At 68.0% G+C, this 23,642-nt stretch carries 32 protein-coding genes and 1 pseudogene; 16 read left to right on the plus strand and 17 right to left on the minus strand.

Going from position 1 to position 23,642, the window contains the following annotated elements; genetic code table 11:
* Positions 1–31: 31 nt before the first annotated feature.
* Together WOA58_RS04370 and WOA58_RS04375 are read right to left on the minus strand one after the other, a co-directional pair.
* On the minus strand, positions 32–427 hold the full coding sequence (locus tag WOA58_RS04370; protein WP_340602937.1) for a PIN domain-containing protein: 396 nt from the start codon (positions 425–427) through the stop codon (positions 32–34).
* Entirely contained in the window at positions 424–651 is a 228-nt protein-coding gene (locus tag WOA58_RS04375; protein ID WP_340602938.1) for an antitoxin VapB family protein, read from the minus strand. Before WOA58_RS04375 ends, WOA58_RS04370 begins: the two co-directional genes overlap by 4 nt.
* Before the next feature lie 169 nt (positions 652–820).
* On the opposite strand from WOA58_RS04375, the gene WOA58_RS04380 reads away from it, so the two are divergent.
* Positions 821–1,381: a hypothetical protein gene (locus WOA58_RS04380; RefSeq protein ID WP_340602939.1), complete on the plus strand. Its 561-nt coding sequence runs from the start codon at positions 821–823 to the stop codon at positions 1,379–1,381.
* A gap of 1 nt (position 1,382) precedes the next feature.
* Here WOA58_RS04380 and WOA58_RS04385 read toward each other — a convergent pair whose 3' ends face one another.
* From WOA58_RS04385 to WOA58_RS04400, 4 genes are all read right to left on the minus strand, one after another.
* Complete coding sequence (locus WOA58_RS04385; RefSeq protein ID WP_340602940.1) at positions 1,383–1,835, minus strand: DUF5804 family protein; 453 nt, start codon at positions 1,833–1,835, stop codon at positions 1,383–1,385.
* Between the two features lie 48 nt (positions 1,836–1,883).
* Positions 1,884–3,056 carry a tRNA sulfurtransferase gene (locus WOA58_RS04390; RefSeq protein WP_340602941.1) on the minus strand — a complete coding sequence of 391 codons (1,173 nt, stop codon included), beginning with the start codon at positions 3,054–3,056 and terminating at the stop codon, positions 1,884–1,886.
* A 42-nt stretch (positions 3,057–3,098) separates the two neighbouring features.
* A complete protein-coding gene (locus WOA58_RS04395; protein ID WP_340602942.1) occupies positions 3,099–4,304 on the minus strand; it encodes a methionine adenosyltransferase in 1,206 nt (401 codons plus the stop codon).
* A gap of 107 nt (positions 4,305–4,411) precedes the next feature.
* Entirely contained in the window at positions 4,412–4,840 is a 429-nt protein-coding gene (locus WOA58_RS04400) for a universal stress protein (RefSeq protein ID WP_340602943.1), read from the minus strand.
* A 392-nt stretch (positions 4,841–5,232) separates the two neighbouring features.
* Here WOA58_RS04400 and WOA58_RS04405 point away from each other — a divergent pair, with 392 nt between their 5' ends.
* Positions 5,233–5,571 (plus strand): 2-hydroxycarboxylate transporter family protein, encoded by a 339-nt coding sequence (locus WOA58_RS04405; RefSeq protein ID WP_340602944.1) that lies wholly within the window; start codon positions 5,233–5,235, stop codon positions 5,569–5,571.
* 35 nt (positions 5,572–5,606) lie between these two features.
* On the opposite strand, the gene cyaB is transcribed toward WOA58_RS04405, so the two are convergent.
* On the minus strand, positions 5,607–6,149 hold the full coding sequence (gene cyaB, locus WOA58_RS04410) for a class IV adenylate cyclase (RefSeq protein ID WP_340602945.1): 543 nt from the start codon (positions 6,147–6,149) through the stop codon (positions 5,607–5,609).
* A gap of 283 nt (positions 6,150–6,432) precedes the next feature.
* Here cyaB and WOA58_RS04415 point away from each other — a divergent pair, with 283 nt between their 5' ends.
* Together WOA58_RS04415 and WOA58_RS04420 are read left to right on the plus strand one after the other, a co-directional pair.
* Positions 6,433–7,110, plus strand: coding sequence for a TlpA family protein disulfide reductase (locus WOA58_RS04415; protein WP_340602946.1), 678 nt, complete (start codon positions 6,433–6,435; stop codon positions 7,108–7,110).
* Between the two features lie 74 nt (positions 7,111–7,184).
* On the plus strand, positions 7,185–8,180 hold the full coding sequence (locus WOA58_RS04420) for an FKBP-type peptidyl-prolyl cis-trans isomerase (protein ID WP_340602947.1): 996 nt from the start codon (positions 7,185–7,187) through the stop codon (positions 8,178–8,180).
* Here WOA58_RS04420 and WOA58_RS04425 read toward each other — a convergent pair whose 3' ends face one another.
* Positions 8,181–8,807, minus strand: a complete 627-nt coding sequence (locus tag WOA58_RS04425; protein WP_340602948.1) for an RAD55 family ATPase — start codon at positions 8,805–8,807, stop codon at positions 8,181–8,183.
* Positions 8,808–8,851: 44 nt separating this feature from the next.
* Complete coding sequence (locus WOA58_RS04430; RefSeq protein ID WP_390220501.1) at positions 8,852–9,805, minus strand: TIGR03557 family F420-dependent LLM class oxidoreductase; 954 nt, start codon at positions 9,803–9,805, stop codon at positions 8,852–8,854.
* 108 nt (positions 9,806–9,913) lie between these two features.
* Here WOA58_RS04430 and pyrB point away from each other — a divergent pair, with 108 nt between their 5' ends.
* Together pyrB and pyrI are read left to right on the plus strand one after the other, a co-directional pair.
* Positions 9,914–10,810: an aspartate carbamoyltransferase gene (gene pyrB / locus WOA58_RS04435; RefSeq protein WP_340602950.1), complete on the plus strand. Its 897-nt coding sequence runs from the start codon at positions 9,914–9,916 to the stop codon at positions 10,808–10,810.
* Positions 10,807–11,271, plus strand: a complete 465-nt coding sequence (gene pyrI, locus WOA58_RS04440) for an aspartate carbamoyltransferase regulatory subunit (protein WP_340602951.1) — start codon at positions 10,807–10,809, stop codon at positions 11,269–11,271. The genes pyrB and pyrI overlap by 4 nt, the downstream gene beginning before the upstream one ends.
* Before the next feature lie 162 nt (positions 11,272–11,433).
* On the opposite strand, the pseudogene WOA58_RS04445 reads toward pyrI, so the two are convergent.
* Positions 11,434–11,523 (minus strand): annotated as a pseudogene (locus tag WOA58_RS04445) (universal stress protein); the annotation flags it as partial.
* Between the two features lie 15 nt (positions 11,524–11,538).
* Positions 11,539–11,766 carry a DUF7860 family protein gene (locus WOA58_RS04450; RefSeq protein WP_340602952.1) on the minus strand — a complete coding sequence of 76 codons (228 nt, stop codon included), beginning with the start codon at positions 11,764–11,766 and terminating at the stop codon, positions 11,539–11,541.
* Positions 11,767–11,850: 84 nt separating this feature from the next.
* Between WOA58_RS04450 and WOA58_RS04455 the strand changes: the two genes are divergently transcribed.
* Complete coding sequence (locus WOA58_RS04455) at positions 11,851–12,681, plus strand: hypothetical protein (protein WP_340602953.1); 831 nt, start codon at positions 11,851–11,853, stop codon at positions 12,679–12,681.
* Between the two features lie 3 nt (positions 12,682–12,684).
* Here the strand turns inward: WOA58_RS04455 and WOA58_RS04460 are convergent, their stop codons facing one another.
* Positions 12,685–13,248, minus strand: a complete 564-nt coding sequence (locus tag WOA58_RS04460) for an NUDIX hydrolase (RefSeq protein WP_340602954.1) — start codon at positions 13,246–13,248, stop codon at positions 12,685–12,687.
* Between the two features lie 125 nt (positions 13,249–13,373).
* On the opposite strand from WOA58_RS04460, the gene WOA58_RS04465 reads away from it, so the two are divergent.
* From WOA58_RS04465 to WOA58_RS04475, 3 genes are all read left to right on the plus strand, one after another.
* Positions 13,374–13,568, plus strand: a complete 195-nt coding sequence (locus tag WOA58_RS04465; protein WP_340602955.1) for a DUF1918 domain-containing protein — start codon at positions 13,374–13,376, stop codon at positions 13,566–13,568.
* 6 nt (positions 13,569–13,574) lie between these two features.
* Complete coding sequence (locus WOA58_RS04470; protein ID WP_340602956.1) at positions 13,575–13,991, plus strand: RNA-binding protein; 417 nt, start codon at positions 13,575–13,577, stop codon at positions 13,989–13,991.
* A gap of 61 nt (positions 13,992–14,052) precedes the next feature.
* Positions 14,053–15,429 carry an APC family permease gene (locus tag WOA58_RS04475; RefSeq protein ID WP_340602957.1) on the plus strand — a complete coding sequence of 459 codons (1,377 nt, stop codon included), beginning with the start codon at positions 14,053–14,055 and terminating at the stop codon, positions 15,427–15,429.
* A gap of 15 nt (positions 15,430–15,444) precedes the next feature.
* Here the strand turns inward: WOA58_RS04475 and WOA58_RS04480 are convergent, their stop codons facing one another.
* Positions 15,445–17,049 carry an acetolactate synthase large subunit gene (locus WOA58_RS04480; RefSeq protein WP_340602958.1) on the minus strand — a complete coding sequence of 535 codons (1,605 nt, stop codon included), beginning with the start codon at positions 17,047–17,049 and terminating at the stop codon, positions 15,445–15,447.
* Between the two features lie 86 nt (positions 17,050–17,135).
* Between WOA58_RS04480 and WOA58_RS04485 the strand changes: the two genes are divergently transcribed.
* Complete coding sequence (locus WOA58_RS04485) at positions 17,136–17,573, plus strand: universal stress protein (RefSeq protein ID WP_340602959.1); 438 nt, start codon at positions 17,136–17,138, stop codon at positions 17,571–17,573.
* Here WOA58_RS04485 and WOA58_RS04490 read toward each other — a convergent pair.
* The 4 genes from WOA58_RS04490 to WOA58_RS04505 form a co-directional block, all read right to left on the minus strand.
* A complete protein-coding gene (locus WOA58_RS04490) occupies positions 17,564–17,953 on the minus strand; it encodes a twin-arginine translocation signal domain-containing protein (RefSeq protein ID WP_340602960.1) in 390 nt (129 codons plus the stop codon). The genes WOA58_RS04485 and WOA58_RS04490 overlap by 10 nt on opposite strands.
* A 27-nt stretch (positions 17,954–17,980) precedes the next feature.
* On the minus strand, positions 17,981–19,375 hold the full coding sequence (locus WOA58_RS04495; protein ID WP_340602961.1) for an NAD-dependent succinate-semialdehyde dehydrogenase: 1,395 nt from the start codon (positions 19,373–19,375) through the stop codon (positions 17,981–17,983).
* Between the two features lie 107 nt (positions 19,376–19,482).
* Positions 19,483–19,611: a hypothetical protein gene (locus tag WOA58_RS04500; RefSeq protein ID WP_340602962.1), complete on the minus strand. Its 129-nt coding sequence runs from the start codon at positions 19,609–19,611 to the stop codon at positions 19,483–19,485.
* Between the two features lie 62 nt (positions 19,612–19,673).
* Positions 19,674–20,108, minus strand: a complete 435-nt coding sequence (locus tag WOA58_RS04505; RefSeq protein ID WP_340602963.1) for an Hsp20/alpha crystallin family protein — start codon at positions 20,106–20,108, stop codon at positions 19,674–19,676.
* Positions 20,109–20,191: 83 nt separating this feature from the next.
* On the opposite strand from WOA58_RS04505, the gene WOA58_RS04510 reads away from it, so the two are divergent.
* The 5 genes from WOA58_RS04510 to WOA58_RS04530 all read left to right on the plus strand — a co-directional run bounded on the left by WOA58_RS04510 (position 20,192) and on the right by WOA58_RS04530 (position 23,590).
* Positions 20,192–20,893 (plus strand): RNase P subunit p30 family protein, encoded by a 702-nt coding sequence (locus WOA58_RS04510; RefSeq protein WP_340602964.1) that lies wholly within the window; start codon positions 20,192–20,194, stop codon positions 20,891–20,893.
* Positions 20,877–21,491 carry a class I SAM-dependent methyltransferase gene (locus WOA58_RS04515; protein ID WP_340602965.1) on the plus strand — a complete coding sequence of 205 codons (615 nt, stop codon included), beginning with the start codon at positions 20,877–20,879 and terminating at the stop codon, positions 21,489–21,491. The genes WOA58_RS04510 and WOA58_RS04515 overlap by 17 nt, the downstream gene beginning before the upstream one ends.
* A gap of 69 nt (positions 21,492–21,560) precedes the next feature.
* A complete protein-coding gene (locus tag WOA58_RS04520) occupies positions 21,561–22,046 on the plus strand; it encodes an Rpp14/Pop5 family protein (RefSeq protein ID WP_340602966.1) in 486 nt (161 codons plus the stop codon).
* A gap of 4 nt (positions 22,047–22,050) precedes the next feature.
* Complete coding sequence (psmA, locus tag WOA58_RS04525) at positions 22,051–22,815, plus strand: archaeal proteasome endopeptidase complex subunit alpha (protein WP_340602967.1); 765 nt, start codon at positions 22,051–22,053, stop codon at positions 22,813–22,815.
* A 49-nt stretch (positions 22,816–22,864) separates the two neighbouring features.
* Complete coding sequence (locus tag WOA58_RS04530; RefSeq protein ID WP_340602968.1) at positions 22,865–23,590, plus strand: ribosome assembly factor SBDS; 726 nt, start codon at positions 22,865–22,867, stop codon at positions 23,588–23,590.
* Positions 23,591–23,642 lie beyond the last annotated feature (52 nt).

The raw sequence follows: 23,642 nt of genomic DNA on the forward strand, positions 1-23,642 counted from the left end.
TGACGGTCCGGTCCATTTCCCACCCCTCGAATCAGACGTACGAGAGCACGTCCAGCCCGTCTATCCGGTCGAAATGCCTGTCGTTCGCGAGTACCGGCTGGTCGATCGCGAGCGCCGTCGCCGCGATCAGGGCGTCGGCGCCGTTGATCTCGTCGCCGCTCCGTTTGAGCGAGCAGGTGAGTCTGGCGGCCCTGACGGCGATCGAGGCGGAGAACTCCACCGGCTCGACCCACCAGAGGTCCTCCTCGACGTCGTCGATCGCCTCTGGACCGTGGACCCACGCGACCCCCTCGTAGAGCTCGTAGAGCGCTACCGGCGACGTGAAATACGGCCCGTCGCGCTCCGAGAGGTAGTTTAGTGCCGCCTCGTGATGGTCCGCCTCGGGATCGGTGTAGTCGATCAGGAAGCTCGCGTCGATTAGCGTCATTCCCCCTTCCGCCCCCGATCGCCGAGATCGCGGCCGAGCCGCCGTCTGCTCGCCTCGGCCGCCTCCGCGACCCCTGGCCAGTTGCCGGCGGTATCGAGCGGGTCCCGGTCACCCCGCGTCAACCGTCTGAGCGTATCGGAGAAACTCTCGTCGGGGCGCTTGTGCGCCTTGACCCGCTCGTAGACGTCCTCCGTGACGGTGATGTTCTTCGACCCCATGTACATGTAACTGTACACGCAAGCGAACATATAATTATCGTCGGTGGGCCGGTAGTCTCCCGAACTACGCTGCCGTGACATCGACAGCGGCGAGCGCTCCCTCTCGACAGGCCTGTTCGGCTGAGTTCCTACTGACGGCCAGTAGTGTTATGTCTCTCCGCGGATAGAACGCAGTATGCCGTCGATCACGCGCCGTCGGCTCGTGACCGGCGGGGCGGTCGCCGCGGGGTCGATCCTCGGCCTCGGTTACGCCTATCGAGAACGAGTGGAGCTCGCCGTTCTGGGGACGATTCGGGGCTGTCCTGGCCCGGGAGACGCCGAGCTTCCCGGGACGGAACTCGGATACGAGGTCCGTGCCGTCGAGGGTGAGCCCCTGATCGGGGGCGAGTACGCACCCGACATCGCGCTCCTCACGTCCTCCGACGATGTCGAATCGCTCTCGCTCGACGGGCGCTCGGAACCCCGGGAGTTCGTCGAGGGAACCGACTTCGAAGGATCGACCCTGATCGCGGTACAGGTGATCGGCTCCGGCCAGTCCGAGGGCGTCCGCTTCGTCGGCGTCGAGCGGCTCAAGGACGGCACGCTCCGTTCCTACAGCTGCGTCACCCGCCCTTCGGGCCACGACGACGCGTACCCCTACGGCTGGCTTGTCCGGGCCGACACCGCCTCCCACTCCGAGGTCGCACGCCACACCCATGGCGGCGGCAACACCGACGTCGACGTCGAGGCCGGGTGAGCTACCCGCCGAACTCGCCCTCGGCGACCCGGACGACGACCGTCTCCTCGACGTCGCGCAGGTCGTACTCGGGAACCGCGCCGTCCCGGCGGGTGACGTACATCGGCTCGACCAGCGCACCCCCCTCGACGCCGTAGATCGCGAGGCGCTCATCGGTCTCCTCGGGCCGGAGGTCGTTATCCCGGACCTGACCGGCCAGCTTCCGCGAGAGCCACTCGGCCTCGCTGATCGAGGGCTCCCTGACGAACGCGGCGTCGGCGAAGCGCACCAGATACCAGTTCAGGTCGTTCAGCAGCGAGACGGCGCCGCCGAGGCTCACGGTCTCGACGGCGACGGTGTTCTCCCACGGCTCGGAGAGGTCGTGGGTCGCGAGCGCCCGCCGGGCGGTCTCGCGGCTCAGAAGCTCGAAGCGAACGTCCACCTCCGGTTTGCCGACGATGCAGACGGTCGTCACGCGCGGAGAATGTCGGGGCCGGCGAAAGTCGGTTTCGCTTCCGGCGGCCTACGGCTCAACCCGCTCGATCCCCGCGACCGCCTCCGCGACCAGCGTCCCGAGGTCGGGCTCGTTCCCCTCGACCGCCTCCAGCGAGGCGTTCGTCTCGGGGTAGTCGGGCGCGATCCGGTTGCAGCCCGCCTCGATGGTCGCGTCCTCGTAGGTGTCGAGCTCGCGGGCGCGGGCGATGATCTCCTGCTTGTCCCACGCCAGCAGCGGGCGGTGGACCGGCAGGTCGGTGACGCAGTCGGTCACCGCGAGGTTCGCGCTCGTCTGGCTCGACTTCTGGCCGATCGCCTCGCCGGTGACGATCCCTGCTGCCCGCGTCTCCTCCGCGACCCGTTCGGCGACCCGGAGCATGAACCGCCGAAGGGAGAGCATCCTGGTCGGGCCGACATCGCTCACGAGCCGGTCCGCGGCCGCGCCCGCGGGCGCGATCCGCAGGTCGCGTGCGTGGTTCGGCGCGTATCCGGCGAGGGTGCGGGCCGATTCGATCGCTCGCGCGACGTGATCGACCCCGCCGTAGGCCTCGAAGTCGAAGTAGAGGGGGATCACGGGGCTGCCGCGCTTCATGACCTCCCACGCCGCGACGGGCGAGTCGATCCCGCCCGAGAGCAGCGCGACGAGCGGGCGCTGGCTTCCCAGTGGGAGGCCGCCCGGCCCCGCGCGCTTCTCGACGAAGACGAACGCCTCCTCGGGGCGACACTCGACGTGGAACGTTCGGGCGGGGTCCTCGAGGTCGACCTCGGGATCGTCGAGGGCGTCCCAGACCGCCCGCCCGCCCTCGCGCTCGATGTCCTTGCTGGTAAAGGGGTGGTCGTCGCGCTCGCCGGCCCGGCGCGCGTCCACCGCGAACGGCCCCTCGACCTCGCTCCCGGCGGCGGTTTCGGAGAGCGCCTCGCGGATGGACTCCATCGTCGGCTCGGTCGAGATCGCGGGGCTGGCCGAGACGATCCCGAAGGTGTCGCAGGCGGCGTCGGTGGCGGCCGTCGCGGCGTCGGCGTCGGTGCGGATCCGTGGCCGGGACCACCGCCAGTCGAGCTCGCAGGTCACGTTCCGGATATCGAGCATCGCCCGGAGGTTCGCTTCGAGGGTCCGCTCCATGTCCCGCTGGACCTTCGTGCTCTTGACGCCGATATCGCCGTAGCGAACGAGGACGGTGTCGGCTTCGGGCGGGGTCATGAGCGGGGTAGAGCGAGGAGGGATAAACGGGCTTCGAACGGGCTAGAACGTCGAGAGCTCGCCGTCGATCGTCCGCTGGGTGATCCCCGAGACGTCCGCGAGCTCGCGGTCGACGATCGCGATGACTTCGTCCTCGATGTCGGCCAGTTCGACGCCCTCCTCGGCGACGACGTGGGCGTCGGCGACGTGAGGTCGGTCGATCGGCCGGCCGATCTGGCTGAGCAGCCGGACCCGCAGGTCGCGGATCCCGTCGACCTCGTCGACGACCGAGTGGGCGATCTCGGTCGACAGCAGGTTGTAGATCTTCCCGATGTGGTTGACGGGGTTCTTCCCGCTGGTCGCCTCCATCGACATCGAGCGGTTGGGCGTGATCAGGCCGTTCGCGCGGTTGCCCCGACCCACGGAGCCGTCGTCGCCCTGCTCGGCGGAGGTGCCGGTGGTCGTCAGGTAGATCGAGCCCTGCTCGTAGTCGTCGGCGGTGTTAACGTGGACGGAGACGTCCCGATCGGTGTACTCGCGTGCGAGGTCGGCGACGTGCTTGCGGACGCCCACGACGGCCTCGTCGTACTCGTCGAGATCGGCGACGTACTCGTCGATCATCGCGGCCGCGACGGTGATGTCGATCCGGTCGCCCTCGCGTTTACCCATGATCTTCACGTCGGGGCCGACCTCGGGGTTGGTGTCGCTGTACTCGCCGTTGAGGCTTCGCTCGGCCTCGAGCACGATGCGCTCGGTCTCGGTCAGCGGGGCGTGGCCCACGCCGAAGGAGGTGTCGTTGGCCATCGGGACGGTCGTCCCCTCCTCGCCGAAGACCTCCTGGAGGTCGCCCGAGCCCTCGCCGAGCTTCACGTCGACGATGACGTCGGTGCCGAACTCGAGTTCGGGGACGTGCTCGGCGAGGTAGTCGCGGGCGGCCTCGAGGGCGATCTTCCCGGTCGGGATCTTCGTCCCCTGGTACTCCTTTGTCGCGCGCCCGACGATCAGCAGGTAGATCGGGTCGACCATCTCGCCGCCGCCGAAGGCGGGCGCGGCGTTGCCCGCCACTAGCTGGGTCTCGTCGGTGTTGTAGTGCAGCACCTTGCCGACCCGGTCGATGTACTCACGCGAGAGCGCTCTCGAGACGCTCTCGGCGACGCCGTCACAGATCGAATCGGGGTGGCCGAGCCCCTTTCGCTCGACGATCTCGACTTCCTGATCCTCGACTGCTCGGCGATCGATCGGCTCGACTCGGATGTTCCGCTCGGTCATTGACGAGCCTACACGTCCGGGTATGCTATACCTTGCGATAACTACTCGGCTGCGAAATATGCACGCTGTGTATCACACGCCCGTTATCCCGATCGATAGCGACGGCCTCAGGCGGTGAGGACGGTGACGGGCCCGTCGAAGTCGAGGATGAGCGACTGTGCGACATCGCCGAAGATCGCTTTCCCGGCTGGCGATCGGCGCTTGCCGCTGACGAAGAGGTGCTCACTGCCGAGTTCGTCCGCGAGCTCGATTACCGCGGCCGGTAAGGAGCCGACTTCCTCGCGGATCGTATACGGGACCTCCTCGCCGAAAGCCGCCTTCGCGCTCGATTCCGCGTTCTCCCGCGCGACCCGCTGCAGCTCGTCGAGGGTCCGGTCGGGCCGCGCCCGGCGCTGGAGGTCGTTCTGTATCCGTTTCTTGTCGAACGCGAGACAGAGCACGACATCCGTGTCCGTCCCCCGAGCGTACGTCGCGGCGGCTTCGAGGAGCTGGTTGTCGATCGAGTCGCCGGTCTGAACGACTAGCGCGGTTGCCATGGCCGACCTTGTCCGTATACGAACAAAAAACCACCACGAAACGATGGTTGTTTGAAAGATAGTGAAATTCTGTCGCTTCGGCGTTTACACGCTTCGAAACCAATCGTAATAGTATGCAACCGTAATCGACTAACGCTACGATTCAGCAGTACTGTATGAGAATATCCAACTCAGCTGCGTGGTCGAGTCGAGGGATCGACTCGGCATTTCTGAAGCACGAGATCGCCTACGGCGTGCCGCTGTACCTCTACCTCCCGCTGCTCCTGGTCGTGTTCGCGGCGGTGGACACGGGACCTGCCGGACGACGTGGTCGGGGCCGGCCTTTTCGCTCACCGGTTCGGGGATCACCGTCTTCGTCGGGGGAATGGGCGCCGGTGGGATCCCGTTGAGCGGTGAGCGAGGTCCATGCGAGTGCAACGGGGACCAGTTTCGACCAGATGTTCTCGATCATCGCTCCCGCGATCATCCTCGGGAACGTGCCGGGGAGCTTCTTCGCTGCGATCGCGAACCGAATCGGGCAGATGCGCCCCTCGCTGAGCGGCGACGGCGTCGTCATGCCCGAATCGAGCTGGCAGACCGACGATAGCGACGAGGAAACCGGCGTCGCGCTCACCGAAGAGACGATCATCACCGGCCGGATGATCTCGATGGTGATGCTGTTGTTTGGCCACCTACTCGCGCTTCTGATCGGCCAAGCTGCGATCTCCGTTCGGGGCTCGGTACTCGTCTGAACCGCCGGCGAACCGCCCACGCGACGAAACCGTTCTCACCGCGTCCCTTCGAGCAGGAGTCCGAGATAGGAGGTTCGGATCTCCTCGCTCGGGTCGAGCCCGAGCGACTCGACCGTCCGGGCGACGCCCTCCCGCGCGGCGTCGACCTCGCCTTCGGGGACCTCCGTCTCGACCTCGACGAACTCGCCCAGCCCGACGACCCCGTCCAGGGTTACGGTGTGTTCCCCCAGCGAGAACCGCTCGCGCTCCTTCTCGACGGTTTCGACCGGCACGAACCCCAGCGAATCGAGGATCGAGTCCATGGTGTCCCCGTCGCCTAGCTCCGTCTCGTGCTCCTCGCGGGTCTTTCCGGTCTCGCCGACCAGCGGCCCCTTGTAGGTGAGCTTCGCCCGACCCTCCCCCTCGCGCTCCTCGCGGCGGACCCGCAGCGCCTCGTCGGTCTCCGCGAAGTCGCGCGTCGGGGCGTCGTAGTACGTGTCGCGCTGCGTGACGGTCCCGATCCGGTCGGCTCCCCGTCTCGCGAGCGCCTCCCGCACCGCGCTGTGGTCGGCCCGGACCTTCATCTCGACCTCGTACATGCCCTCCCGTACCGAGCGATGGCTGAAAAACGCCCGCGTTCCGATCGCCCGGTTTCCCACCCGCTAACGGCCGGGCTACAGCCCTCGGCTGCGGGGCCGTCGTCGGGCGTTAGCCGTCGGCTAGACCCCACTCCTACCGGCGGCGCTCCTCGCCGGGTGACTGTCGTCGGCCCGATCGCTCCCGTCGGACCGTTAGCGACGTACTACCTCGCTGATAGTATCTAGATAAGTAAGTGTCGATGGGTGGTTGGTTCAGGTGATGCGCGAGATAAAACGACGACGCATGATCCAGCTGTCCGGCGGTATAGCCCTCACAAGCATGGCCGGCTGCCTCGGCGCCGACGAGGACCCGGACGAGGACGAGGAGGAGAACGGCGACGACGCCAACGGCGAGAACGGTGACGACGACCACGACGACGGCACGAAGGACGACGACAAGCCCAAAAGCGGCGACGACGCCCCGAAGGTCGACGTCGAGACCCCGGACGGGAAGACGGTCACGATCGAGCCCAAGGACAAGCCGACCGTCGTGATGTTCGCCGACATCGAGAGCGAGGAGTGTAAGGCCTACTCCGAGACGCTGGTCGACCTCCACGGGAAGTACGAGGACCACGCGTACATGGTGACGGTCAACTCCAACCTCGACGTCTCGAAGGAGGACGTCAAGGCGTTCCACGAGGAACACGGCGGCGACTGGGAGCACGCGATGGGCGATCTGGACGCCCTCGAGAAGTACGGCATCACGGCCTCGGTGACGATCTGCGTCATCGACGAGGACGGCAAGATCGCCTTCCGGTTCGAGGGCGACGTCGACCGGGAGACGGTCGAGAAGGTCCTCGAGGCGTACGCCGAGGGCGAGATCGACGAGGAGGCGGTTCGCGAAACCCTCGAAGAGTACGCCGAGGGCGAGGTCGACGAGAAGGCGATCGAGGACGCCATCGAGTCGTACTCGGACCACTGAAGGCCGTCCATCGACCGTGTCCGCGGCGGGCACGAAACGTTGTTCTTAAGGCGCGAACGCCTGTCGTCTGTGGTATGAGTGACGAAGAAGAGGCAGCCGCAGCCGATGAACCTGAGACCGAAGCCGACGCCGACGCCGAGGCGGAGGCTCAGACCGACGAGGACGCCGAGGAGGCCGACGGGCTCTCCGATGGCGACTTCGTCCGCCTCGCGTACACCGCACGCACGGTCGAGGGCGACCAGCTCGTCGACACCACCGATCGAGAGATCGCCGAGGACGAGGGCGTCGACGTCGAGGAGCAGAACATCGAGCCGCGCGTGATCGCGCTCGGCGCGGGCCACCTCTTCGAGACGGTCGAGGAAGACATCGAGGGCAAGGAGGCCGGCGACACCGGCAGCGTCGTCGTCCCCGCCGAGGAGGCCTTCGGCGAGTACAACGAGGAGGAGGTCCGCACCATCAGCGCCGAGAAGATCCCCGAGGACGACCGCTATCCCGGCGCCCACGTCGACATCGAGAACCAGCACGGCCACGTCGAGACCGTCATCGGCGGCCGGGCCCGCGTCGACTTCAACCACCCGCTCGCGGGCGAGGACGTCGAGTACGAGTACGAGATCGAAGAGGAGGTCGAGGACCGCGTCGACCGCGCGAAGGGGATGCTCGCGATGTTCGTCGACGCCGACCTCGAGATGTGGGTCGAGACCGACGAGGTCGAGGAGGAGACCGTCGTCGAGAGCGAGGACGACGAGGATGCGGAGCCCGAGACCGAGACCGAGACCGTCGAGAAGGAGACGCTCTACATCGAGGCGACGCCACAGCTGACGATGAACCAGCAGTGGATGTTCCAGAAACAGCAGATCGCCCAGGACCTGATGGACCGCCTCGACCTCGATCGGGTCATCATTCAGGAGACCATCGAGGGCGGCGGCGGCATGATGGGCGGTATGGGCGGTATGATGGGCGGCATGGGCGGCGGTGGCGGCGTCGAGGAGGCGCTCGAGGACGCCGACGTCGACGCCGACGAGATCGTCGAGGAGCTCGAGGGCGACCTGGACATCGACGCCGAGGAGTAGTCAGGCGATATCGCGGCTCGTGTCGATCCGCACCCGCTCGGTGAGCTCCAGTTTGATGGTCTCGGGGAGCGCGCGCCCGCCGCGGAACTTCGGGACTGCGAGCCTGTTCTCGACAGATTCGCCGCTCACCCGGGTGTCGAGCTCGAAGACCACGTCGGCCATGTGTTCCGTGAGATCGCGCCCGTCCGGCGGGGCGTGCCCGGTGAGACAATGCAATACCGCGATGCTCCCCGTATCGACCAGCCGCGCCCGCAGGCCGTTGAGGAACCGCCGGTATCGGGCCGAGTTCTGGCACTCCAGGGGGTCGACCGGGTCGAGGATCAGCGTCGAGCCCTCGGCGAGCGTCTCCGACAATGCGGTGGCCCGATCGAGCGGCGTCTCGTCCATGAGCTCCTCTATTTCGGGCGTGCCGGTCGGAACGACGGTTCGGTCGAAGGCGTCCCGGACCGCTTCCGCCGAGCGTTCGGTCGTGAGATACAGCGTCCCGCGGGGGGCGGCGAACTCGTACAACAGCAACTCCGACTGACTCGCCGGCGCGGCCGTGAGCGCGACGACGCTTCCCGCGGGGAGCCCACCCTCGAGCTTCCGATCGAGCACGTCGATCCCCGTCGGTAGGCGCCGACCCATATCACAATATATATGTTTTCAAACAGGAATAAACCTTCGGCCGGTCAGAACTCGCCCTCGAGGTTCTCCTCGTAGAACTCGAAGAAGCCCTCCTGGTCGTCGCCGATCTGGTGGAAGTAGACGTGATCGTAGCCCGCGTCGATACACGCCTGTACGCTGTCGATGAACGGCTGCGGGTCCGGTCCGAGCGGCGTGGCGCTCTCCGCGACGTCCTCGCGTGTGACCATCTCCGCCGCCTGCTCGAAATGGGCCGGGGTCGGCAGGACCTGGCTCAGCTCACCCGCGATCTCGCCGTTGGGCCACTGCTCGTAGACGGTGTCGAGCGCCTCCTCCTCGCTCTCGGCGTAACAGACGTCGATCTGGGTGTACGTCGGACCGTCGCCGCCGGCCTCGGCGTAGTTCTCGATGGGCTCTTCCTGCGGACCGACACACCACAGCCCGTCGCCGATGTCCGCCGCCGCGCGGGCGGACTTCGGGCCGAAGGCGGAGGCGACGATCGGCGGGAGTTCCTCGGGAAGGGTGTAGATCTTCGCGTTCTCGACGTCGTAGTGCTCGCCGTGGTGGCTGTAGTTCTCGCCCTCCCAGAGGTCACGGATCACCGCAACCGCCTCCTCGAGCATCTCCATGCGCACCTCGAACTCGGGCCAGCGATCGCCCAGCACGTGCTCGTTCAGGTTCTCGCCGGTGCCGACGCCGAAGAAGAACCGGCCGTCGAGCATGTCGGCGGTCGTCGCCGTCGCCTGGGCGAGGATCGCCGGGTGGATCCTGACGGTGGGACAGGTGACGCCGACGCCGACGTCGATCTCGTCAGTGGCCTGCGCGATCCCGCCCAGCACCGACCAGACGAACGGCGACTCGCCCTGCGCCTCGACCCACGGGTGGAAGTGATCGGAGATCGAGACGAACTCGAACCCGAGCTCCTCGGCGCGGGCGGCGTTCTCGACGAGCGTGTTCGGGGGATGCTCCTCGCTTGATAGTGTGTAACCCAGTTCGACCATCGTCCCGACTTCGGCTGGGGTGCTGTTAAGCATGTACCCCGATCGTCGGCATATGTCGCGGGCCCCCAACCGCGGGATTGAAGGCCTCCTGCGCCCCCCGTTGGTGTAATGCGGCATGACCACGTGCTCACCGCAAAACAGTTCTCGCGCGCGGATATCGAGGCGGTGCTCGACCGCGCGGCCGACTTCGATCGCCCGACGGGCGACACCCGCCACACCGACTCGCTGCTCGGGCTGCTGTTCTTCGAGCCCAGCACCCGCACCAAGATGAGCTTCGAGGCGGCGATCAAGCGCCTCGGCGGCGACGTCCTCGACATGGGGTCGGTCGACTCCTCCTCGGTGACGAAGGGCGAGAGCCTCGCCGACACGGTCCGGGTGATCGAGGGGTACGCCGACGCGTTGGTGCTTCGCCATCCCCAACAGGGTGCGGCGAAGATGGCCAGCGAGTTCGTCGACGTCCCCGTGATCAACGCGGGCGACGGCGCGGGCCACCACCCGACCCAGACGCTGCTCGACCTCTACTCCATCCGGGAGAACGCGGGCCTCGACGATCTCACCATCGGGATCATGGGCGATCTAAAGTACGGCCGGACGGTCCACTCGCTGGCCCAGGCACTGACGAACTTCGACGCCACACAGCACTTCGTCAGCCCCGAGAGCCTGGCGCTGCCCCCGGAGGTGCGCTACGACCTCGACGAAGCGGGCGCGGCGGTCGAGGAACACACCGAGCTCGCGGGCGTCCTGCCGGAGCTCGACGTGCTCTACGTCACCCGGATCCAACGGGAACGGTTCCCCGACGAGAACGAGTACCGCGCGGTCGCGAGCGCGTACGGGATCGACCGCTCGATGCTCGAGGACGCGAAGGACGACCTCTCGGTCATGCACCCGCTCCCGCGGGTCGACGAGATCGACCCCGCGATCGACGACACCGACCACGCGACGTACTTCGATCAGGCACACAACGGCGTCCCCGTGCGAATGGCGCTGCTCGACTCGCTACTATGACCCAGGACCACGAACTCCGCGTCGGCAAAATCCGGAACGGAACCGTCATCGATCACGTGACCGGCGGCCAGGCACTGACCGTACTGGCGATCCTCGACATCGACGGCTCGGGCGGCGAGGAGATCTCCGTCGGGATGAACGTCCCTTCCGATCGACTGGGCCGCAAGGACATCGTCAAGGTCGAGGGCCGGGAGCTGAGCCAGGAGGAGGTCGACGTCCTCTCGCTGGTCGCGCCCGACGCGACGATCAACATCGTCCGGGAGTACGAGGTGATCGAGAAACACCGCGTCGAGCGCCCCGAGGAGGTCGTCGGCGTGCTCACCTGCCCCAACGCCAACTGCATCACGACCGCGCGCGAGCCCGTCGACTCGCGCTTTTCGGTCCTCGAGGACGGCGTCCGGTGTGACTACTGCGGGACGCTGATCCGCGAGGAGTTCGCCGACCACATCGGCGTCGAATAACCCCGGGTCAGCGGACGATCCCGGCACCGGCGACCGACGCGCGACCGCCTCCGCGACGTCAGCAGAAGGCGGTGCGTTCTGCTTGACTCGAAAACCCACTGGATTTCGAACGCTCCCCAGCAGTACCCGCGCCGCGCCCGTCCGGCCGTGGCTGCCGATCACGATCGCGTCGAAGCCGCCCTCCTCTGCCGTCTCGATGATCTCCCGGGCCGGCTGGCCGACCACGACCCGCGTCTCGACGACGCCGTCCATGGGAACGGCCGGCTCTCATTCGATCAGCGGCAGGACGACGCCGAAGACGATCGGCGAGCAGAGCGCGAGCCCGATCCCGCCGAACTCCATCAGCGCGAAGAGCGTCAGTTCCCACTCGGGCAGCGGCCCGAACAGCGCCGGGCCGACCGCGTGGCCGAGGATCCCGAGCGCGAACAGCGCCACGCCCAACAGGAACCCCCTGCGTGCGTAGCGGGCGTACGCCAGCCGTTGGTGCTGAACCATACCGGGTGCAGGAACATCGCGATCAAAACGCTGTCGGCCGCCCGACGTAGCAACGCACTTACGCCCCGCGCCGATACTGCACCCATGTTCGGGGTCGTCACGCGCAATGAGGAGGAGTGTAGCTGGCCCGAGTTCGATCTCGCCTTCTACGAGTCGAAGGACGTCAGCGGGCGCTCCGCGGAGCCGATCCCCGAGGCGGTCAACATGATCTCCTGTTTCGGGGACAACGCCGCCGCCGAGAGCTCGCCCGAGCTCGTTCCCCGGAACCGCGAGGGCGAGCTCGCGACCCGCGAGCGACCCTACTTCGACTGGTCGTATATCTGCCCGACCCACGAGGGCTACCGCGAGGGTCTGTTGGAGATGGTGAGCGACGCCGCAGACGCCAACGGCGACGTCCGCCTCGACGACGTCGGCTTTCCCCGTCAGGAGTACTGCTTCTGTGAGCGCTGTAACGCCCGCTTCGAGGAGAGCGAGTTCGAGGACCGCTTCGCGTGGCGCGCCTCCGTCATCACGGCGTTCCTCGCCGACGCCGCAGAGCGGATCCCCGGCAAGACCTATCTCACCCTCTATCCCGACCCGTATCCGGGCCACCTCTACGAGCGCGCCGGCCTCGACGTCGAGGCCATCGAGCCCCACGTCGACGAGTTCGTGGTTCCCCTCTACGACATGGCCTACTCGACGACCTACTGGCTCGAGACGATCGCGAGCGGCTTCGAGAGCCTGCTCTCGACGCCCTTCAGCGTCGAGCTCTACGCTGTCGACGTCGACGTCGACAGCCTCATCGCGGCCGCCGAGGTCGCCGATCACTACGGAGAGGACGTGTTCTTCGGCTACGACGCCGCCAACGCACAGGCCGCCCTCAGGCGGATGCGCGCGGACGCGCGCGAGGGCAAGAGCTACGGTCCCGACCAGTAGCTCTCAGAACCCGAGTTCGCGCTGGCGCCACGCGAGCAGGTCCTCGCGGTCCCGGGTGTCCTCGGGGAGCTCCGAGAACCACCGCGCGTCGGAGATCTCGCCGTCCGGGTCGGCGATGTAGGTTTCCGTCGAGAGCGCGCGGGCGGCGAAGATCGGGATCACGCCCCACGTCTCGTACTCCCCACAGCGGATCGTGACCTGCGTGAGGATGCCCAGCCCCTCGTAGTCGGCCTCGACGCCGGCCTCCTCGGCGAGCTCGCGGACCGCGGCCCGCTCGAACCCCTCGTCGGGATCGACCTCGCCGCCGGGCAGCACCCAGAGGTCGACGCCCTCGTGGCGCACGAGCAGGAGCTCGCCGGAGGGCCGGTAGACGATCGTGTGGGCGCCGTAGGGCGCGCCCGACTGGCGGACGCGCTCGATCAGGGTCCGAAAGCGCGAGCGCGAGACCCGTCGGCTGTGGTCGATCCGGAGAAACGAGTCGTGGCGTTCCCGGAGGCGCTGGTAGGCCTGCTCGGCGCGCTGGCTCGCCTCGCTCGCGCGGAACCACAGCTCGTCGATCGTCGTCATCAGCCACCTCCCGGGTCCGTCGCGGGGTCGAGTTCGTGCATGGTTCCCGAAAGGGCTCGAACCGGCAATAACGCTTTGCCGACCGAACCACGCTGCTTTTACCGAACCGGGAGCTACCGGTAGGTATGAGCTTCGACGAGGACGACCGCGTCGTGCTGTCGGACGAGCACAGCGAGTTCGACGGCCAGGAGGGACGGGTGACCCAGGTGATGGAGAACATGTTCGGCGACGCCACCTACACGGTGAGCTTCGAGGACGGCCAGGAGACGGGCATCCCCGAGGACGACCTCTCGTCCGCCGACGCCGACGCGGACGAGTAACGCGCGATGGCCGCCGTCCCGCTGCACTACGTCGACCTCCGGGCGTTCTGTTATGCGACCGAGGACGAAAAGCGGGTCGAGGACGCCCTCAGGACCTACCTCCCCGAGGAGGCCGAGGTCGAGCGCATCGAGAACGAGGGTCACCACGGCGATCGCATCCTCGTGTTCTCGGCGCGCGTCGAGAACGCCGACGGGATCCGCCACGTCCTCGATCAGTTGCGGGGCTCGGCGGACCTCGATCGGGTGCGCGACCAGCTCGACGACCGCGTGACCGAGAACTGCGAGCTGTTCCTCTATCTCGACAAGCAGGCCGCCTTCGGCGGCGAGGCCCGGCTCGGCGAGGGGATCACCCTCCGGGCGAAGGTCGAGGCCTACCCCGCGAAGAAGGAGTCGGCCGTCGAGAACGTTCGCGAGATACTGTAGCTCCGACGCCGCGTTGCCGTCCCCCGAACGTATATGAACCACTCCCGAGTGGGGGGCGTGTATGTCGGGGAAAGAAACGACCGAGCGCGGGCTGGTGAAGGCGCTTACCCAGCGCGACCTGTTCGTACTCGCGTTCGGCGCGATGATCGGCTGGGGATGGATCATCCTCTCGGGACAGTGGATCGACGAGGGCGGGCCCGTCGGGGCGATCTCGGCGTTCGTCATCGGGGGGACGCTGGTGATCTTCGTCGCGGTGCTCTACGGCGAGCTCGCCTCGGCGATGCCCTTCGTCGGCGGCGAGCACGTCTACAGCCACCGGGCGCTCGGTCCGTTGGGATCGTTCGTCTGTACATGGGCGATCGCCTTCGGCTACGTCAGCGTCGTCGCCTTCGAGGCCGTCGCGCTGCCCTCGGCGCTCGCATACGTGATCCCCGGATTCAACGCGATCGAGCTCTGGTCGATCGCCGGCGAACCGGTCTATGGGACGTGGGTGCTGGCCGGCGTGATCGGTGCGGCCGCGATGACCGCCGTCAACTACGTCGGGATCCGTCCGGCCGCCCAGTTCCAGGCGATCGTCACGCTCGTCATCGCGCTCGCGGGGGTCGTCCTCGTCATCGGCGCGATCACCGGCGGTCAGCCGTCGCCCGATCCGCCCGTGATCGCCGGGGCCGCGGGGATCTTCGGGGTCGTGCTCGCGACGCCGTTCATGTTCGTCGGCTTCGACGTGATCCCGCAGGCCGCCGAGGAGGCCGACGTCCCGACACGGTCGCTCGGGACGATCACGGTCCTCGCCGTCGCGATGGCGACGCTGTTCTACATCGCCGTGATCTGGGGCTCCAGCCGGGCGCTGCCCGGCGCCCAGCTGGTCGAGAGCCCGCTGCCCGCCGCGGCGGCCATGGAGACGCTGTTCGACAGCGTGACCCTCGGACAGGTCATGGCCATCGCCGGGATCGCCGGCATTCTCACCAGCTGGAACGCCTTCATCATCGGCGGCAGCCGCGCGATCTTCGCGATGGCCCAGTCCGACATGCTTCCCGCGTTCCTCGCGAAGACCCACCCCGAGTACAACACGCCCCACAACGCGATCCTGCTGATCGGTGCCTCCTCGGTGCTCGCGCCGCTGTTCGGCGAGCAGATGCTCGGCTGGATCGTCAACGCCGGTGGCCTCGGGATCGTGATCGCCTGGCTGCTCGTCTGCGTCTCCTTCCTCGTTCTCCGGCGGCGCGAACCCGGGATGGAGCGCCCCTTCAGGGTGCCCGCCGGCTACGCGACGGGCACGATCGCGCTCCTCCTGTCGGCCTTCTTCGTCTACCTCTACCTGCCCGGCGGGGCCTCGGCGCTCGTCTGGCCCTACGAGTGGCTGATGGTGATGCTGTGGGTGCTTCTGGGCGTCGGCCTGTTCGCGCTCTCGCCACGCGGGCGTGCGCTCGCCGGCTGAGTCGCCCGCTTTCCGCTATTCGAGACGGACCTCCACCAGCGCCATTCCCTCGGAGGGGACCACCTCCTCGAGAACCTCCTCTAGCTCGTCCCACGACCCGGGCCGGTAGCCATCGATCCCGAAGCTCTCGGCGAGCGCGACGAAATCGGGGTTCGAGAGTTCGGTGCCGAAGTGCTCGCTGAGGTGTTCGTCCTGTTTCTCGCTGATCAGCCCGTAGTCGTCGTCGTTGAACAGCAGGATCGTGTAATCGAGCCCCAGCCGCGTGGCCGTCTCGATCTCGGCGCCGTTCATCAGGAAGCCGCCGTCGCCGGTCGCCGCGACGACGTTCGACCCGCAGGCCAAGTCGGCCGCGAGCCCGCCGGGGACGGAGATTCCCATGCTCGCCAGGCCGTTGGAGACGATGCAGGTGTTGGGCTCGTAGGTCGGGAACGCCTGGGCGATCGCCATCTTGTGGCTGCCGACGTCCGAGAGCAGCACGTCCTCGTCGGCCATCGCCTCGCGCAGGATCGGCAGCGTTCGGCGCACGCTGAAGGGCTCGTCGTCGGGCCGGCGCGTCGCGTTCTCGACGATCCGGTCGTGGACGTCGCTGCACCACGACTTCCCCGAGCGCGGGTCCACAGACTCGCCGATCGCGCGCAGGCTCGCGGGGATGTCCGCGACGATCTCGACCTCGGGGTTGTAGTGGCGATACACCTCGGCGGGCTCGTGGTCGAGGTGGATGATCGTCGTACCGATCTCGGGGTTCCAGCCCGCGGGGTCGTGCTCGGCGATGTCGTAGCCCACTGCGAGCACGCAGTCGGCGTCCTCGATGGCGTCGGCGGCCTCGCCGTCGGGCCCCGAATCGAGCGTCATCAGCGAGTGGGGCTCGCGATCGGAGATCGCACCCTTCCCCATGTAGGTGGCGACGACCGGTAGCCCCATCTTCTCGACGAGCTCGCGGAGCCGGTTCGCGCTCTCCGAACCCCGGCCCGCCCCCCGCGAGCGGGTGCGAACCGCGCCGTTGCCCGCGAGCACGATCGGGCGCTCGGCCCGTTCGAGCAGCGTCGCCGCCCGCTCGACCGAGTCGGGGTCGGGGTCGGGCCGACGTACCCGCTCGCGCGCGGGCAGCGGCGTGTCGGTCGTCTCCTCGGCGGCGACGTCCTCGGGAAACTCCAGATGTGTCGCTCCCGGTTTCTCGTGTTCGGCGAGCTTGAACGCCTTCCTGACCGATTCGGCGACGATCTCGGGCTCGCCGAGCTGGGTGTTCCACTTCACGATCGGCTCGAACATGTGAACGACGTCGAGCGCCTGGTGGCTCTCCTTGTGGAGCCGTTCGCGCCCGCCCTGGCCGGTGATCGCGACCAACGGCGACTTATCGAGATGGGCGTCGGCCACGCCCGTCATGAGGTTCGTCGCGCCCGGGCCGAGCGTCGAGAGGCAGACGCCGGCCTCGCCGGTCAGCCGGCCGTGGACGTCCGCCATGAACGCCGCGCCCTGCTCGTGGCGGGTCGGGACGAACCGGATATCGGAGTCCCGAAGCGAGAACAGCAGGTCCTCCAGTTCCTCACCCGGGACGCCGAAGACGTACTCGATGCCCTCGCTTTCGAGGCACTCGACCAGTAGATCCGAGGCTTTGACCATACCACCTCGACGGGAGCGAGTCCCATGACTGCGTCGCCGATCGGTTCGGGGGAGGGTAGAAGTGGCCGGGGGTCGAACGCCCGCGTATGTACGACAGCGTGCTGATCCCGACCGACGGCAGCGAGATGATCGACACCACGCTCGAACACGGCCTGCGGATCGCACGGGACCACGGCGCGACGGTCCACGCGCTCTACGTCGTCGATTCCCGTGTGGCTCGCGCCGCCGAGGACGCCCGCGAGTCCGTCGAGGAGTCGTTGCGCGCCGAGGGCGAGGAGGCGATCGATCACGTCGTCGCGCGCGCCGAGGAGGAGGGCCTCGAGGCGGTCGGCGAGGTCCGATCGGGCACGCCCCAGAAGGAGATCGTCGAGTACGCCGAGGAGGCGGGGATCGGTCTGATCGCGATCGGCACCCACGGCAAGAGCCCCCGCGAGAAGCTGCTCTCGATGGGTAGCGTCACCGAGCGGGTCGTCGACAACGCCCCCGTTCCCGTGCTGGTCGTGCGCGACCCCGATCAGCCGTAGCCGCGCTCGAGTGCGATCGTCATCTCGACGTCCTCGCCCTCTATCGAGACCGGTTCGTCGACGTTCGTGTACTCCTGGCTCTCGACCAACACGACGTACTCGCCGTCCTCGAGCTCGAAGGAGACGATCCCGTCGCTCTCGGGAACCTGCGCGTCGGCCTGCGGGACGAACTGTTCGGACTCGACCGAGACCGACGCCTCCGTGGCCGGGTCGCCCGATTCCGCGTCCTCGAGGAATACCGTCAGCGTGTGCTCCTCCTCCTCGTCCTCCAGCGGCCCGGAACCCGAGATCAGGTCCGAACAGCCCGCCGTCGCCGCCATCGCCCCGACCGCACCGACGCGGAGCAGCCCCCGTCTACTGAGTCCTCGCCCGTCGCACATTGGCGTCGTCTTTCTCGCCCGCCCCCTTTACTCCGTCGCGACGTCGTCGGGGCCCTCGGGCGACTGCACCCAGACGGTCTTGCGGTTGACGAACTCGTGGATCCCCTGCTCGGCGAGCTCCCGGCCGTAGCCGGAGTTCTTCACGCCGCCGAAGGGGATACGCGGGTCGGACTTGACGAGCTCGTTGACGAAGACGCAGCCCGCCTCGACCCGCCGGGCGAGGCGCTCGCCGCGTTCGAGGTCCTCGGTCCAGATCGAGGCGCCGAGCCCGAACTCGATGTCGTTCGCCACCTCGATCGCCTCCTCCTCGCTCCCGACGCGGAAGACCGCCGCGGCGGGGCCGAACACCTCCTCGGTCGCGGCGGGGGCGTCGCGGGGGACCTCGGTCAGCACGGTCGGCGGATAGAAGTTGCCCTCCCCGTCGGGGCGCTCGCCGCCGGTGCGCAGCTCCGCGCCCGCCTCGACGGTTCCCTCGACCTGCTCGTGGACGTCCTCGACGAGGTCCTCGCGGGCCTGCGGACCGATGTCGGTGTCCTCGTCCATCGGATCACCCATCGAGAGCGCCTCCGTCTCCGCGACGAACTCCTCGACGAACTCGTCGTAGACGTCCTCGTGGACGATGAAGCGCTTGGCGGCGATGCAGGACTGCCCCGAGTTGATCGTGCGGGCCTGGACGCCCGTCGCCGCGGCGGCCTCGACGTCGGCGTCCTCGAGGACGACGAACGGGTCGCTGCCGCCCAGTTCGAGGACGCTCTTCTTGATCTCGCTGCCGGCGGTCTCGCCCACCGATCGCCCGGCACCCTCGCTGCCCGTGAGCGTGACCGCGGCCACGCGGTCGTCGCGGATGACGTCGTCGATGGTGTCCGAGCCGACCAGCAGCGTCGTGAAGACGTCCTCGGGGTAGCCCGCCTCCGTGAAGACCTCCTCGATGGCCTTCGCACAGCCCGGGACGTTCGAGGCGTGTTTGAGCACGCCGACGTTGCCGGCGGTGAGGTGGGGAGCGGCGAAGCGGAACACCTGCCAGAACGGGAAGTTCCAGGGCATCACTGCTAGTACGGTTCCGAGCGGCTCGTAGGAGACGAGCGACCGGGACTCGGGCTCGCTGCCGAGCACCTCGTCGGCGAGGAACTCGTCCGCGCGCTCGGCGTAGAAGTCACAGACCCACGCGCATTTCTCGACCTCCGCGCGGGCCTCCACGATGGGTTTGCCCATCTCCTCGGTCATCAGCTCGGCGTACTCCTCCTGGTTCTCCCGGAGCACCTCCGCGGCCCGCGAGAGGAGCACCTGGCGCTCGTTGATGGGGCGGTCGCGCCACTCGCCGAACGCCTCCGAGGCGCGATCGAGCGCGCGGTCGACGTCCTCCTCGGTGTGGTCGTCGTACGTTTCAAGCCGCTCGCCGGTCGCTGGGTTCACGCTTTCCATGGCTGGTCCCCCGGTCCACCGCCGAACCGGTCGTTCGCCGATACGACCGACGCGCCCATAGGGGTTGGCCCTGCACAACCTCCGCGTGGGGGACGAACCCTCTTCGGTCATCGCCGGCGGTAGCTCCCGAGCGACAGCCCGCAGTCCGGACAGTGAACGAGCAGGAGCGGGCCGTCCTCGTGGCGCACCAGCTCCTCGGGCGTGAAATCGCCGCTACAGCCCGAACAGGTCGGCATAGGAGAGCCATGCCTGCCGAGACACATGTGTGTTGCTACCACGAAAAAACGGGGCGACCGGCCTACTCGATCTCGATCGACTTCCCGCCGGTCTCGGGGTCCTGTTTCGGCAGCGTGATCGTCAGCACGCCGTTCTTGTAGGTCGCGGAGACGTCCTCCTCCTCGACGGGCTCGGGGAGCTGGACGGTCCGGTGGAGCGACTCGCTGCGGCGCTCGCTTCGCAGGTAGGTCTCCGATTCGTCCTCGGAGCTCTCGGTGCGCTCGGCCTCGATCGTGAGCCGCCGGCCGGTGACGCGGACGTCGATCTCCTCCTTGCCGAATCCGGGGGCGTCCGCGGTGACGACGAACTCGCCGTCGCGGTCGGCGAGGTCGATGCTCATGCGGCTCGTCCCGCCCATGCCGAAGGCCTCCTGGTCGAAGCCGCCCTGTCCCTCGAACTGGCTGTTCAGTCGGTCGAAGAACTCCTCGATGTCGTCGAACGGGTTGCGTCGGGCCATACGGGTGGGGATAGATCGCCGAGGTTGTTAACCCTAACCCGCGAACCGCCACGGGTATTGCACCCCTCCCCGAAACCGGGAGCATGTACGAGGCGATCCACGCCGCCCCCGAGGGCCGCTCGACGGCCGCCCGGTTCGCCCACGCCGCGAGCGAGTACGGCTTCGAGGGGATCGTCGTCCGGGACGACGCGGCCCTCGAGGAGGACGACGCCGAGCGGATCGCGGAGCGCTACGGGGTCGACGTCGTCCGGGGCACCGAGATCCGGGTCGACGGCCCACAGCGCGCGAGCGGCCACCTCGGGAACCGCCGCGAGGAGCACACCCTCCTCGCGCTGCGCGGCGGGACGAACGAGCTGAACCGCTTCGCGGTCGAGCAGGTGCGCGTGGACGTCCTCACTCGGCCGATGGCCGGCGACGGCGACTTCAACCACGTGCTCGCGAAGGCCGCGGCGCGAAACGGCGTGCGCGTCGAGTTCGACCTCTCGCGGGTGCTCCGGCTCGCGGGCGGCCCGCGCGTGCAGGCGCTCTCGGACATGCGAAAGCTCCGCGAGCTCGTCACCCAGTACGACGCGCCCTACGTGGTGAGCGCTTCTCCGGAGAGCCACCTCCAGCTCCGGGCGCCCCGCGAGCTGATCGCCGTCGGCGAGCAGGTCGGCTTTCCGGCCGACTGGACCGAACACGGACTCCGCGAGTGGGGACGGATCGCCGAGCGCAACCGCGAGATCGCCTCCGAGTCGTTCATGGAGCCGGGGGTGCGTAGGGGACGGTATGAAGAGGACCGTTGAGGAGCACGCGAGCCGGTTCGACGACCACGCCGCCGACTACGACGAGAGCCAGGACAGCGAGGCCTACAGGGCCTGTGCGGGCCTCGTAATCGAACACGCGGATCCGGGTCCCGAGGACGTCGTCCTCGATCTGGGCTGTGGGACGGGCGCGATCGCGCTGGCACTGGCCGATGACGCGAAGCGCGTGGTCGGCCGGGACATAAGCGAGGGGATGATGGAGAGAGCGCGCGAGAAGGCCGCCGAGGGCGGGATCGAAAACGTCGAGTTCGGCGAGGGGCGCTTCCGGGAGCCAGGCTACACTGGCGAGGTAGATATCGTCGTCTCGAACTTCGCGATGCACCACCTCTCGGACGAGGAGAAGCGCGAGGCGATTCAGGTCATCGCGGGGCTCGAACCCCGGCGGTTCGTGCTCGGCGACGTGATGTTCTTCGGCGAGCCTGACCCCTCCGAGCCCTTCTACAGCCCCGAGGTCGACGACCCCGCCACGGTCGGCACGCTTGTCGAAGCCTTCACCGAGGCGGGCTTCGCGGTCACGGGCGCCCGGCGGGTCCACGACCAGGTCGGGGTGCTGGTCGGCGAGCGGGTCGGCGAGCGATAGGGGGTTTCGGTACCCCCGTCGGTCGCCGAGAACGCCGCACATATCCGTCCGGGGTCCTTTTATCGGGGCGTGAAGCACCTCCCGAAACACCTGCGTCCCAAGTGGCGCTATCTCGCCGTCGGGCTGGAGACGTGGCCCGACGCGGAGCTCTCGCGGCGAGGGTTCCAGCGCGGCCTCTGGTACGCGGGTCAGAACCTGCTCGGCGATCCGGGCAGCGCCGACGCCGACCTCAGCGTGTTCGGATTCCATCACGACGAGGGCGTCGGCGAGGCGGTCGTCCGCACCCGGCGGGACACGGTGAGCGAGGCACGCGCCGCGCTCGCCTGTCTCGACGAGGTCGACGGCCGGGAGGTCGGCGTCCACGTCCGCGGCGTCAGCGGGACCGTCGAGGGCTGTGAAGAAAAGTATTTAGGACGCCGACCGGAAGTTTCGGGCGAGAACCGAGTCGTGTTCGAGAACGCAGACCGGGCCGCCGTCAGCCGTGACGGGCTCGTCGAGGTACAGGTCGGGGATGCGTACACCGGCACGACGGACTTCGATGTAACTCCAGTGTGATACTATGCAGGGACAAAACCAACAGCAGGCATACGACCGCGGGATCACCATCTTCTCCCCGGACGGACGCCTCTACCAGGTCGAGTACGCCCGCGAAGCCGTAAAGCGAGGCACCGCAAGCATCGGCATCCGAACCGCCGGCGGCGTCGTTCTCGCCGTCGACAAGCGCATCCGCTCGCCGCTGATGGAGCGCACCAGCGTCGAGAAGATCCATAAGGCCGACGACCACATCGGCATCGCGAGCGCCGGCCACGTCGCCGACGCCCGCCAGCTGATCGACTTCGCGCGCCGGAACGCGCAAGTGAACCGGCTCCGCTACGGCGAGCCGATCGGCGTCGAGACGCTCACGAAGGACGTCACCGACCACATCCAGCAGTACACCCAGGTCGGCGGTGCCCGGCCGTTCGGCGTCGCGCTGATCATCGGCGGCATCGAGGACGGCGAGCCCCGCCTCTACGAGACCGACCCCTCGGGGACGCCCTACGAGTGGAAGGCGCTCGCGGTGGGCGCCGATCGGGGCGACATCGAGGACCACCTCGAGGAGAACTACGAGGAGGGTGCGGACCTCGAGGGCGGCATCGAGCTCGCGCTTCGCGCGCTCGCGGAGGTCAACGACGGCGAGCTGCGCCCCGAGAGCATCGGGATGGCGACGATCCCGACCGAGACCGAGTCGTTCACCGAGGTCACCGACGAGGAGGTCGACGAGTACCTCGACGAGTTCGACCTGCTGGCCGACGAGGAGGACGCCGGCGACGAGTCGGACGAGTAACCGATCGACAGCGGGAACACTCTTTTACCGGCGGGTCGAACCGTCGGGTATGATTTCGCTTGACGAGGCGGTGACCGCACGCCTCGAATCCCACGGTGCGCGATTCGAAGTGCTCGTCGACCCGGACGCGGCGCTCGCGATCAAGCGCGAGGAGTTCGACGGCGACCTGGAGGAGGTGATCGCCGCCGAGGAGGTCTTCGAGAACGCCTCCCGTGGGGATCGCCCCGCCGAGACCGACCTCGAGGACGTCTTCGACACCACCGACCCGATGGAGATCATCCCCGAGGTCATCCGACGGGGGGAGATCCAGATCACCGCCGAGCAGCGCCGCGAGATGCAGGAACAGAAACGGCGCCAGCTGATCAACCGCATCGCGCGCAACGCGGTCAACCCACAGATGGACAACGCGCCCCACCCGCCCGAGCGCATCGAGAGCGCCCTCGAGGAGACGGACTTCCGGATCGACCCGATGGAGCCCGTCGAGACGCAGGTCGACGAGGCGCTCGACGCCCTTCGGCCTGTGATCCCGATCCGCTTCGACGAGGTGATCGTCGCAGTGCAGATCCCCGCCGACTACGCGGGCAGCGCGCAGGCCCAGGTCAGGCAGTTCGGCGACCTCCAGCGCGAGGAGTGGCAGTCCGACGGCTCCTGGGTCGGGGTGCTCGAGTTCCCCGCGGGGATGCAGAACGACTTCTACGACCTGGTGAACGAACACACGAGCGGCACCGCCGAGACGCGGATCATCAAGGACGAAAACGAGATCGGCACGCGCTGAGCCCTCGACGATGCTCGACGCCTCCCGTTGGCCCGACGCTGCCGGCGCGGGA

The organism is Halalkalicoccus tibetensis, from assembly GCF_037996645.1.
Taxonomy (GTDB): domain Archaea; phylum Halobacteriota; class Halobacteria; order Halobacteriales; family Halalkalicoccaceae; genus Halalkalicoccus; species Halalkalicoccus tibetensis.